This window comes from Catenibacterium sp., from assembly GCF_052354645.1.
Classification (GTDB): Bacteria; Bacillota_I; Bacilli_A; order Erysipelotrichales; family Coprobacillaceae; genus Catenibacterium; species Catenibacterium mitsuoka_A.
Genome location: NZ_DAWDDM010000041.1, coordinates 1 through 10,787 on the forward strand (window position 1 = coordinate 1; position 10,787 = coordinate 10,787).

General features: G+C 34.0%; 13 protein-coding genes, 1 tRNA gene and 1 pseudogene. 10 read left to right on the forward strand and 5 right to left on the reverse strand.

Annotation, left to right across the window (positions count from 1 at the left end; genetic code table 11):
- Positions 1-397: pseudogene (locus ACT8VG_RS03165) on the reverse strand (hypothetical protein); the annotation flags it as partial.
- A gap of 366 nt (positions 398-763) precedes the next feature.
- Between ACT8VG_RS03165 and eno the strand changes: the two are divergent.
- From eno to ACT8VG_RS03180, 3 genes are all read left to right on the forward strand, one after another.
- A complete protein-coding gene (gene eno / locus ACT8VG_RS03170; RefSeq protein ID WP_195921426.1) occupies positions 764-2,059 on the forward strand; it encodes a phosphopyruvate hydratase in 1,296 nt (431 codons plus the stop codon).
- Between the two features lie 81 nt (positions 2,060-2,140).
- Positions 2,141-3,040 (forward strand): DMT family transporter, encoded by a 900-nt coding sequence (locus ACT8VG_RS03175; protein WP_444195185.1) that lies wholly within the window; start codon positions 2,141-2,143, stop codon positions 3,038-3,040.
- Between the two features lie 46 nt (positions 3,041-3,086).
- On the forward strand, positions 3,087-3,470 hold the full coding sequence (locus tag ACT8VG_RS03180) for a hypothetical protein (protein ID WP_444195186.1): 384 nt from the start codon (positions 3,087-3,089) through the stop codon (positions 3,468-3,470).
- Positions 3,471-3,480: 10 nt separating this feature from the next.
- Here the strand turns inward: ACT8VG_RS03180 and ACT8VG_RS03185 are convergent, their stop codons facing one another.
- The 3 genes from ACT8VG_RS03185 to ACT8VG_RS03195 are packed head-to-tail and all read right to left on the reverse strand — an operon-like array spanning position 3,481 to position 5,274.
- On the reverse strand, positions 3,481-4,086 hold the full coding sequence (locus tag ACT8VG_RS03185) for an ABC-2 transporter permease (protein ID WP_444195187.1): 606 nt from the start codon (positions 4,084-4,086) through the stop codon (positions 3,481-3,483).
- Positions 4,083-4,901: an ABC transporter ATP-binding protein gene (locus tag ACT8VG_RS03190; protein WP_444195188.1), complete on the reverse strand. Its 819-nt coding sequence runs from the start codon at positions 4,899-4,901 to the stop codon at positions 4,083-4,085. Before ACT8VG_RS03190 ends, ACT8VG_RS03185 begins: the two co-directional genes overlap by 4 nt.
- A complete protein-coding gene (locus ACT8VG_RS03195) occupies positions 4,888-5,274 on the reverse strand; it encodes a GntR family transcriptional regulator (protein WP_187011593.1) in 387 nt (128 codons plus the stop codon). Before ACT8VG_RS03195 ends, ACT8VG_RS03190 begins: the two co-directional genes overlap by 14 nt.
- 130 nt (positions 5,275-5,404) lie before the next feature.
- On the opposite strand from ACT8VG_RS03195, the gene ACT8VG_RS03200 reads away from it, so the two are divergent.
- Positions 5,405-6,844, forward strand: coding sequence for a glycoside hydrolase family 1 protein (locus ACT8VG_RS03200; protein ID WP_444195189.1), 1,440 nt, complete (start codon positions 5,405-5,407; stop codon positions 6,842-6,844).
- Between the two features lie 37 nt (positions 6,845-6,881).
- Here ACT8VG_RS03200 and ACT8VG_RS03205 read toward each other — a convergent pair whose 3' ends face one another.
- Positions 6,882-7,235 (reverse strand): hypothetical protein, encoded by a 354-nt coding sequence (locus ACT8VG_RS03205; RefSeq protein ID WP_187011595.1) that lies wholly within the window; start codon positions 7,233-7,235, stop codon positions 6,882-6,884.
- 96 nt (positions 7,236-7,331) lie between these two features.
- Here ACT8VG_RS03205 and ACT8VG_RS03210 point away from each other — a divergent pair.
- The 6 genes from ACT8VG_RS03210 to ACT8VG_RS03235 all read left to right on the forward strand — a co-directional run.
- A tRNA-Trp gene (locus ACT8VG_RS03210) sits at positions 7,332-7,405 on the forward strand.
- A gap of 171 nt (positions 7,406-7,576) precedes the next feature.
- Positions 7,577-7,786, forward strand: a complete 210-nt coding sequence (locus tag ACT8VG_RS03215) for an HPr family phosphocarrier protein (RefSeq protein WP_444195190.1) — start codon at positions 7,577-7,579, stop codon at positions 7,784-7,786.
- Positions 7,787-7,845: 59 nt separating this feature from the next.
- Entirely contained in the window at positions 7,846-8,625 is a 780-nt protein-coding gene (locus ACT8VG_RS03220; RefSeq protein WP_444195191.1) for an HAD family hydrolase, read from the forward strand.
- A 6-nt stretch (positions 8,626-8,631) separates the two neighbouring features.
- Complete coding sequence (locus ACT8VG_RS03225; protein WP_006506073.1) at positions 8,632-8,880, forward strand: hypothetical protein; 249 nt, start codon at positions 8,632-8,634, stop codon at positions 8,878-8,880.
- Positions 8,880-9,845: a dipeptidase gene (locus ACT8VG_RS03230; RefSeq protein ID WP_444195192.1), complete on the forward strand. Its 966-nt coding sequence runs from the start codon at positions 8,880-8,882 to the stop codon at positions 9,843-9,845. The genes ACT8VG_RS03225 and ACT8VG_RS03230 overlap by 1 nt, the downstream gene beginning before the upstream one ends.
- A gap of 241 nt (positions 9,846-10,086) precedes the next feature.
- Positions 10,087-10,787: MurR/RpiR family transcriptional regulator (locus ACT8VG_RS03235; protein WP_444195193.1), on the forward strand; the 701-nt coding region annotated here is incomplete at its 3' end.

Here is a 10,787-nt window from a genome sequence, read left to right on the forward strand (position 1 = left end):
TCTGATGTGCTGTATTTGTTGTTAAGCACCTTGAACTGCAGTATTCTTTCAAGAATATCATACTCAAAGGAATTAGATAGATTGAAGTAGTCTACATACTTCTTTATCCAAGCTTATTCATTATGGATACGAAAGAGAAGTAGCTTAGATTCGTTTTAGGCGTTTTATCTGATATCTTAATAACTTTTTTATTCTTAGCTTCTTGGTTGAGTTTTTCAACTTCCTTTTGAAAATGTGCAACAGGATCATCTATTCCCTTTGCCTTCCATGTCTCAACGGAAGATAAGGATTTATATGTGCGATGAGCTGCACCTCTCTTATCACGGGAGTAGTAGTTCTCCACAATAGAGAGGTAAGTACGGCCATTCAGCTTCACCTTTTTTAGAAAATATGTAATGGGTACACCTCCAATTTAATATATCACTATGTATGCTATACCATGAAAAATAATTTGAGAAAATATAAAGCGTAAAAAAGCCGAAATAATCAGCTTAATTTCAAAAGGATATTTAATTGGGTTCTAAAAAACATAGTGATAACTTCTAAAGACGGGCATCGTCTCTCACAACAATTGAATATCAAGTAAAAAAAAGAGTGGCCGTGGCCACTCTTTTCTAAAGGATTGATCAAGTAGATATTATCATACATATAGGGTAAATGCAATAAATATATTAAATTAATTTTTCTGGTCATTTTGCTTGTTTAATAACTATGGTTATGCTAAACTAACCATAGTTAGAGAAAACTAACTCGGAGGTAAACAATGAACAAATATTTAATTGAGAAAGTATATGGACGTGAAATTATTGATTCTCGTGGGAATCCTACAGTAGAAGCAGAAGTGACTCTTGCGGATGGTACAGTAGGACGTGCTGCAAGCCCTAGTGGTGCTTCTACAGGTGAATTTGAAGCATTAGAATTAAGAGATAACGATCCTAAGAAGTTTGGTGGTAAAGGTGTTTCTAAGGCAGTCGAACATGTGAATAATGAAATTGCGAAAGCAGTCATTGGTGCTGATGCAAGAGATACATATCATGTTGATAAACTAATGATTGAAGCAGATGGTACAGAAGATAAATCTAACTTTGGTGCCAATGCGATTTTAGCTGTTTCTTTAGCAGCTGCTCAGGCCGCTGCTAAGAGTGAAGGTATTTCTTTATACCGTTTCATTGGTGGTGTGAATGCGAATAAGCTTCCTGTCCCAATGATGAATATCTTAAATGGTGGTGCTCATGCCACAAATACTGTGGATGTACAGGAATTTATGATCATGCCAGTAGGTGCTGATAGCTTTAAAGACGCTTTAAGAATGGCGACTGAAGTATTCCATGCATTACAGTCACTATTAAAGTCTAAGGGACTCGCTACTTCAGTAGGTGATGAAGGTGGATTTGCGCCAGACTTATCAACTGATGAAGAAACAATCGAAACTATTCTAGAAGCAGTTAAAAATGCGGGTTATGAACCAGGTAAAGACTTTGTACTTGCAATTGATGCTGCATCAAGTGAATGGAAGACAGATAAGAAAGGCTTCTATAAATTACCTAAGTCAGGTAAGACTTATACATCTGCAGAGTTAATTGCACATTGGAAATCTTTAGTTGAAAAGTATCCAATCTATTCATTAGAAGATGGTTTAGATGAAGAAGACTGGGAAGGCTGGACACTTATGACTCAGGAATTAGGAGACAAAGTACAGCTAGTAGGTGATGACTTATTCGTTACAAACACTAAACGCTTATCTAAAGGTATTGAATTAAAAGCAGGTAATTCTATTCTTATTAAGTTAAATCAGATTGGTACGCTATCTGAAACATTAGAAGCTATTAAGATGGCTCATAACGCAAACATGACAGCCATTGTATCTCATCGTTCTGGTGAAACAGAAGATACAACTATTGCGGATTTAGCTGTCGCCCTCAATGCAGGTCAGATTAAAACTGGTGCACCAAGTAGAACTGAAAGAGTAGCTAAATACAATCAGTTACTTCGTATTGAAGAAGCTTTAGGTGATAGTGCAGTTTATCCTGGTATTAAAACATTCAAGTTCAATAAGTAAGGCAGAGAAATCTGCCTTTTTTTACTTCTCTTTTAATTGTTTTGTGTTATGATATATGGACATATTTTCGGGGGAGACATTATGGAACATTTTAAAAGAGGAGTACTTCTCACTTTAATTGGTGGGACATGCTGGGGTTTTTCAGGTGCAAGCGGACAGTTCTTATTTACTCATTATCAAGCCAATCCGATGTGGCTCACATCTATGCGTATGTGTTTTGCGGGATTATTGATTACACTATTTGGTGCATTGACACAAAAAGAAGCGATGAAACGTTTAGTAAGTCAAAAGAAAGACTTGATTAAAACATTTGGTTTTGGTTTTGTCTTAATGTTGTGTCAGTTCACTTATTTACAGGCTATTAATACATCCAATGCAGGAACTGCCTCAGTATTGCAGTATCTTTCACCAATTTATATCATGATCTTCGTTTGTCTTACATCAAAGAGAGTACCAAATAAGATTGAAGCATTATGTATTGTTTTAGCCTTAGGTGGTGCCTTTGTGATTGCAACACATGGTCGTTTAAACGGCTTAGCACTTACTCCAACAGGATTATTCTGGGGTATTGCCTGTGGTTTTACGAGTGCTGCTTATTCTATTTATCCTAAGCGTCTGATGGCAGTTTATGGTAGTGTACCAGTTACAGGTATTGGAATGTTATTTGGTGGTGTTGTGCTATTATGTGCAGGCAAGACATGGACTCTTGCACCTGCATTAGACTTAGATGGATTACTTGTGACAATAGGTATTATAGTTATTGGTACAGCTGCTGCCTTTACATTGTATTTACAGGGAGTTGTAGATATTGGACCAGTCAAAGCAAGTATGATTGCAAGTATTGAACCTGTTTCAGCTACATTATTTGCCTTTGTATGGTTATCTACACCGTTTAAGGGTATTGATCTCATTGGTTTTGCGATGATTCTTGTGACAATATTTTTATTAGCGCTTCCTAGTGATCAAGTATCAAATTCATAACTATTACATATATTTTGTAATATAATAGTATTAGGGAGTGGTTAGTATGAAGAAGTTAAAGAAGGGGATTCCATTTCTCATTTATATGGTGATTTGGTCTTTGTATATATTATTTGCCTGGTCAAGAACACATCCAGGACAGATTATTGAAGTGTCATTATTTATTTTGTATTTAGTATTGCCTGCATCCGCTTTTATTATATCAGTACTCTATGGTCAGTCAGATCATCGTGCTATTTACTTACTTACATTATTCTTTGGTATGATGGAGCTACTTGGCTGTTATCTTAGCTTTATTCATGTATCATTAACTGATATAGAAAAGATATTGGCGCCAAGTTCAGAAATAGCATTATATGGTGTACTTCCATCATTACTTGGAATAATAATTGGACAATATATAAACAAACAGAACCGCTACCAGATGTAGCGGTTCTTTCTTATAGTTCTTTATCGTTAAGAATAGAGATTGTACTTCTATATGAGATGATTAAGACAACGAGTACAATGAAGGCATATATTCCAATGAGTAGGAATGCTGAAATTTGACTCATCAACATGCCAACTGATGTGGCACCACTTGCGACTGCAAGAAATAAAACAAGCATCAACATTAAGCCAATAATAGTTGCTTTTTCACGACCGTATTTCATCATTACAGGAATCGTGATAGAAATATATATGAATGCGGAAAAGAGCATAGCAAGCTGGACAATTATTGTTTCTAAGTTAATATGAGTTGCGGAACTTATAAGGAATGCAATCAGCCATGATATGAATGTGACAGTGAGTGCATAGATATATTTCTCTAAACAGTATTCTTTCTTGCTGAAAGGCAGGGCAAAGAGATAAGTCATCTCATTGTGATACATATCATAAGAAAATGAATTGAAGACAAGTCCTGTTCCCATGAATGTAAGATAACTAGAAATATACGCAAATCCAGAATTTGCATAAGCCATAATTAAACAGATCACAACAATCATTACAATATACTTTATTTGAGATTTAAGTAATAATAAATCTTTTTTGAGTAGTCCTTTCATAAGCGTTCACCTTTCAATAGAATAGGAATCATTGTATCAATATGATTCTGTTCAATCACAATAGTAGGATAGTTTTCACTATAGAACTGTTTTTCATTTGTAAGACATGTATAACCAAATGGCTCTTTCATTACTTCCAGCAGATAATCTTTATCTAAGTTATCATAATCTTCTTTAGATACCTTTAATACACCATAAAGAGAAAGAAGTGTATCCATTTCTTCATGCATGATGATCTGCCCATGATCAATAATATAAAGATCATCACATAATGATTCTAAATCACTCGATATATGAGAAGAAATAAGAATAGTACAATCTTCCTGTTCCATATAATCTCTTAGTATATCAAGTATTTCATCTCTAGTAAGAACATCAAGTCCTGCAGTTGGTTCATCTAAGATCAGTAACTGTGCATGATGTGTTAAGGCAATAATGATATTCAGTTTTGCTTTCATACCTGTAGAGAATGTACGTGTTTTCTTATCTAAAGGAATATCAAAACGCTGACAATAAGAATGAAACAAATCTTCATCAAAACGTTTATAAGTGCATTTAAGAATACTGATTATATCGGATACAGTAAAGAATTCACTGAATCCTGTTTCACTTAATACGACACCAATATCCTGTTTATCAGGTATTTGTATGTTTCCTTCATCAATAGGATTAATACCAAGAATGCTTTTGAATAATGTACTCTTACCAGCACCATTCATTCCTATAATTCCAGTAATCACACCTTTAGGAATATCTAAACTACACTCAAGAGTAAATGAGGCATAACTCTTTTTTAAATGATTAATGTGAATCATAAACATCCTCCATAATAAGAGATAACATGTCCTGCATTTCCTGATAAGTAATGCCAGAACATTTCCCTTTTTCTATAGCACGAGATAATAGTTCTTCTGTTTCTTTTAAACAATTTTCTTTTACTTCATTTTGAGAAACCTCCAATACATAGCTTCCTTTTCCATGAACAGTTGTTGTATAGCCTTCTTTTTCCAAGAAATCATAGGCTTTCTTCACAGTTAAAGCACTGATTTTTAATTCTTTAGATAAAGCACGTACTGAAGGAAGTGCTTCATTAGGAGATAACTGATTAGAGAGTATTGCTTCTTTAATGGCTTCTACAATTTGTTCATATATAGGAATCATTGACGAATGATTAATGATAATATGCATATCTCTTCCTCCTATAAACAGTATATAACAATATATAACACTGTGCAATATAAAATTCAAATTATGAAAATAATAAGCTTAATCTTTAAATGTTTGATAGTATACTCTTGAAAACAAGGAGGACATTATAATGAGTTTTAGAGAAGACTTTTATTGGGGTGGCGCAACTGCAGCCAACCAGCTAGAAGGTGGATGGCAGGAAGGTGGAAAAGGTGTTTCCTGCCCTGATGTATGTACTGGAGGAACAGCAACAGTAAGTAAACGCATTACACCAGTATTAGAAGAAGGTACTTTCTATCCTTCACATGATGCGATTGATCATTACCATCGTTTTAAAGAAGATATTGCATTATTTGCAGAAATGGGATTCAAGATGTATCGTTTCTCAATTGCATGGACTAGAATTTTCCCTAATGGTGATGAAGAAACACCTAATGAAGAAGGTTTAAAGTTCTATGAAGAATTAATTGATGAATGTCGTAAATACAATATTGAACCATTAATTACTATTTCACATTATGAAGTGCCATTTAACTTAACTAAGAAATGGAATGCCTGGGCAGATCGTCGTATGATTGACTGTTACTTAAACTTCTGTAAAGCAATTTTTACTAGATATAAAGGTAAAGTAAAATACTGGTTGACTTTCAATGAAATCAACTCAGCGACTACACCAATGGGTGGTTTCTTATCACAGGGTATTTTAAATGAAATCAAGACAATGAATTTCATGGAACAGGTAGATAATTCTCAGAATCGTTTCCAGGGCTTACATCATCAATTTGTAGCAAGTGCACTTGCAGTTAAAATGGCTCATGAAATTGATCCTAATTATCAGGTAGGTTGTATGCAGATTATGGCAACTAGCTATGGTTTAACATGTGATCCTCATGATCAGATTGTGAACCAGGAAAAGAATCATTTGATGAACTGGTTCTGTTCAGATGTACAGTGCCGTGGTGCTTATCCAAACTATATTAAGAGATACTTTAAAGAAAATAATATCAATGTCGTTATGGAAGAAGGCGATGAAGATATCTTAAAGGCTGGTCCAGTTGATTTCTATACATGTTCTTATTATATGTCTAATTGTCAGACAGCAGATAAGAGTAAAGAAGCAGGTTCAGGTAATATCCTAGGTGGTGTATCAAACCCATATCTTAAAGCTTCTGACTGGGGCTGGCAGATTGACCCAATTGGTTTAAGATATTCATTAAATGAAATCTGGGATCGTTATCAGAAACCTATCTTTGTCGTAGAAAACGGCTTAGGGGCATATGACAAGATTGATGAAGATGGTAAAGTACGTGATGATTATCGTATCGATTACTTAAGAAGTCATATTGAACAGATGCATGAAGCAGTATTAGATGGTGTTGATTTAAGAGGTTATACTCCTTGGGGATGTATTGACTTAGTATCAGCTTCTACTGGTGAAATGGCTAAACGTTATGGTTTTATCTTTGTAGAAAGATATGATGATGGAACAGGTGACTTCTCTAGACGTAGAAAAGAATCATTCTACTGGTATCAGAAAGTCATCAAAACAAATGGTGAAGATTTAAAATAATATGAAAAAGAAGGACTATGAATTTTATAGTCCTTCTTTAATGTTTATGTCTTTTTTGTTTGACAGAATTACCTTCTTCAGGTCCTTTGAAATCTACTAAAGATCCTAAATCAAAGACCTTAAATCCAGCTTTGACTAATTTTCTTGCTCCTTCATGTGCTGTACCAGCTGCAAGTGCATAAACATAATATGTTGCAGTAGGATCAAGATCCCTTTTAGCATGCTGATCAATTAATCTGGCAGGATAACATTGTGCATCAACAGGATGTCTGACATCAAACTTTAAATCATCATCTACACATAAAAGAATAATATTCATATTATTTTGAAAATCTTCATAAGCATGATTAAATTCAATTGTTTTTACTGCTTCTTTGCGTTTAAAAAACATAGACTCACCTCACTCATACAATAATATCATTTTCTTATGTATTTTACTATTGCTTTTTAGAAATTGGTATGGTAATATAAACAAGCAGTTTAACTTAGGGGCTTGGTCCAATGGTAGAACATCGGTCTCCAAAACCGTTGATACGGGTTCGATTCCTGTAGCCCCTGCCATCTGTAAACAACGAACATTAATTTGTTCGTTTTTTTTATTTAATTTTATGTTTATTTATTTAATGCCCCTTTTATTGTGGTATAATATAGTTATGAAAGGGGTTACAATTTATGGCAAAAACTTTAGCATGCATCGTAACAGATCCAGTAGGTTTATAGGCGACGCCTGCAATGGATCTTATCGAAGTCGCAAAGACATTCGACAGTGATTTTAACTTAACTTATTCAGGTAAAACTGTGAATCTTAAATCGATGATGGGCGTTCTTTCATTAGGTATTCCAACAAAGGCAAAGATTGTGATTACTGCCGATGGAGAAGATGAAGAAACAGGTATTAAAGCAGTACATGAAAAAATGAAAGAATTAGGTATTATCGGATAAAGAATGCATGATGCATTCTTTTTCTTTTTTATGTATAATAGGCGTAAGGAGTTGATGGTATGAAACCAATGATGTGTTTTGATGTGGATGGTACTATTAGAGGTACGACAGATGAACATATAGTATATGATTCAACGATTCTTGCACTTAAGAAATTAAAAGAAGCAGGATATCCAATCGTTGTTTCAACAGGAAGAGGAAGAGATTCTTTCTTACGTACTGGTATACAGGATATTGCGGACTGGGATGGCTTTGTATTTAATAATGGTCAGTTGATTACTGATGGAAAAGGAAAAGTAATCAATGCCCATCATTTTAAGAATGAGGATGTTATTCGTACGATTGAAAAAGCAGATGAACTCAATCTTGCAGTAACATTAAAGAAAGAACATCGCATTATTACAAAAGAACCAGATGAATATGTCTTAGAGACACAGCGTTATTTTGGAAACCAGATAGGGCCGGTTGAAAAATATAACGGGATTGATCTTGTCGATATGATGATTATTTATGGACCTAAAGGGTGGGACTATAAACCATTTCTTGATTTAGAAGGTATTTCAGTATTACCTGGCTTATCTTGTTTTGCGGATGTTGCCATTGCAGGTGTATCTAAAGCAACAGGTATTATGGAATTAGGAAAGGTATTAGGTAGTGATTATTATGTATGTTTTGGTGATTCACAGAATGATATAGAAATGATGAAGCATGCCTCCTCGTCAATTTGTATGGGTAATGGTGATGCAATGACTAAAGCGGAAGCAGATTATGTAACTGCAGATATTGATGATGATGGTATTTATAAAGCTTGTATTCATTTTGGATATATAAAGGAGTAAAGAAAAATGACATTAAAAGAAGCATATGAAACAGGTAGAGATTTAGATGTATATGTAGATAGTGAAATGGCTGATCAGGATTCACATAGTTTTGATGATTTATGGCAGTCTATTTATGATATTGTACAGGTTGCAGTAGGGGGTATTGTAGAAGAAGACCCTGAAGAATTAAAAAAAGCCATTGCATGGCTTAAGGAAACACAGGATAAAACAGAAGCCTATAAGACTTTAGATATTCCTTTTGAGGTAGAGTAATGAAAGTAGTAGATATGCATTGTGATACACTTTATGAGATGGAAAAGAATCACCTCTCATTAAGTGAAAATAACTTAAATATTGATATAAAAAAGATGGAAGAAGGAGATTATCTTCTACAGAACTTTGCCATCTTTACTGAATTAAAAGAAACAGCAGATCCAGTGAATCATGTTATGAAATGTATTGATTATTTCTATCAGGAAATGAGAAAGAATAAGGATAAGATTCAGCCTGTCACTACTTATGATGAAATTATGGACAATACACATAATGGTGTCATGAGTGCGCTTCTTACTATTGAAGAAGGTGCTGTGATTCATGAAGACCTTTCTTATTTGAGAAACTATTATCGTTTAGGTGTACGTATGGTGGCATTAAGCTGGAATCATATTAATGGACTCACATATCCTAACTTTGATATGAATGATGATACACATGGCTATCATACATGTGATGATGAACATGGTCTCACTGATGCAGGAAAAGCCTATATTAAAGAAATGGAAGATCTAGGAATGATCATTGATGTCTCTCATATGTCAGATAAGTGTTTCTATGATGTATTAGATATCGTCAAGAAACCTTTTGTGGCATCTCATTCTAATGCACGTGCTGTATGCCCACATGCTCGTAATATGAGTGATGATATGATTTTGAAACTTGCTCATCGTGGTGGTGTGATGGGGCTTAATTATGCCGCAGGATTCTTAGGTGAGAATGCAGAAAAATCACGTATTGAAGATATGGTGAAGCATATTCTTTATATTAAAGATCTAGCTGGTATTGATTGTATTGGTTTAGGTTCTGATTTTGATGGTATTTCACAAAATTTAGAAATGAAAAATGCGTCTTACTTGCCTCAATTAGAACAGGCACTTAAAGACGCAGGACTTACAACTGAAGAAATAGAAAAAGTCTTTTATAAAAACGTATTACGTGTTTATAGAGAAGTCTTGAAATAGAAAAAATGACAGGCCGTATATGCTGGGGAAGCCTGTCATTTTCCTTTTAATAACTTTTTGGGGGAGAAGTTATGTAGTCACTTGGGAGTATCCGTGAACTACATATAAGAATATAACGGAGAATTGTGAACCTAATATGAATACAGTTCATATTTCTACTAAATAGTGCATATGTCATTCTTTTTTTAATTTGAAAAGTATTATATAATAATATAGATAAATAACGTGAAGGAGAGAAAATATGAAAAATTTATTTTATCGCCTGATGATCTATCTAGATACAGCTAGTGAAACAGATACAAACTATTTTATAGCTTTGTTTATGGCTAATAATTTTTATCGTATTCCCGATATGCGTATTAGTGAACTTGCAGAAGAATGTTTTGTGTCTCCAGCAACCATTTCACGTTTCTGTCGTGCTTTAGGATATGAAAACTTTGCACACTTAAAACAAGAATGCAATAGTTTTCATTCTAATAATAAGAAGTTCAATAATTTAATTAATATTGATTTAGAGTGTATGGCACATTCACCAGAAAAAGCAACAGAAGAATTTGCGCAGCAGATTATTGAATCTACTAAAGAAATTTCAAAAATCCTTGATTGGAAAATATTGGATGAAGTACTTCATTTAATTCATGATCATGAAGAAGTCGCTTTCTTTGGAACTCAGTTTTCTACAAGTGCCGCTATTCTATTACAGACAGACTTGTTAATGTTAGAAAAGTTTACGATTGCATATATGGATTCAGAAAGACAATTAGAGTGTGCAAAACAGATGACTAAGGATTCTGTCGCAATTGTGATTTCATTAAATGGTAATTTTGAGCATGTGGGACATAAGGTCTTACAGTATCTAAATAAATCTAAATGTCATATTGTATGGATTACTTCTACTCATGAAGATAATCTAGGTATTCCTGTGGAATATAAGGTATTAGT

Bases quoted from the DNA above. Each gene is read 5' to 3' on its own strand.
- eno (WP_195921426.1), top strand. From the start codon at position 764: ATGAACAAATATTTAATTGAGAAAGTATATGGACGTGAAATTATTGAT.
- ACT8VG_RS03175 (WP_444195185.1), top strand. From the start codon at position 2,141: ATGGAACATTTTAAAAGAGGAGTACTTCTCACTTTAATTGGTGGGACA.
- ACT8VG_RS03180 (WP_444195186.1), top strand. From the start codon at position 3,087: ATGAAGAAGTTAAAGAAGGGGATTCCATTTCTCATTTATATGGTGATT.
- ACT8VG_RS03185 (WP_444195187.1), bottom strand. From the start codon at position 4,086: ATGAAAGGACTACTCAAAAAAGATTTATTATTACTTAAATCTCAAATA.
- ACT8VG_RS03190 (WP_444195188.1), bottom strand. From the start codon at position 4,901: ATGATTCACATTAATCATTTAAAAAAGAGTTATGCCTCATTTACTCTT.
- ACT8VG_RS03195 (WP_187011593.1), bottom strand. From the start codon at position 5,274: ATGCATATTATCATTAATCATTCGTCAATGATTCCTATATATGAACAA.
- ACT8VG_RS03200 (WP_444195189.1), top strand. From the start codon at position 5,405: ATGAGTTTTAGAGAAGACTTTTATTGGGGTGGCGCAACTGCAGCCAAC.
- ACT8VG_RS03205 (WP_187011595.1), bottom strand. From the start codon at position 7,235: ATGTTTTTTAAACGCAAAGAAGCAGTAAAAACAATTGAATTTAATCAT.
- ACT8VG_RS03215 (WP_444195190.1), top strand. From the start codon at position 7,577: ATGGATCTTATCGAAGTCGCAAAGACATTCGACAGTGATTTTAACTTA.
- ACT8VG_RS03220 (WP_444195191.1), top strand. From the start codon at position 7,846: ATGAAACCAATGATGTGTTTTGATGTGGATGGTACTATTAGAGGTACG.
- ACT8VG_RS03225 (WP_006506073.1), top strand. From the start codon at position 8,632: ATGACATTAAAAGAAGCATATGAAACAGGTAGAGATTTAGATGTATAT.
- ACT8VG_RS03230 (WP_444195192.1), top strand. From the start codon at position 8,880: ATGAAAGTAGTAGATATGCATTGTGATACACTTTATGAGATGGAAAAG.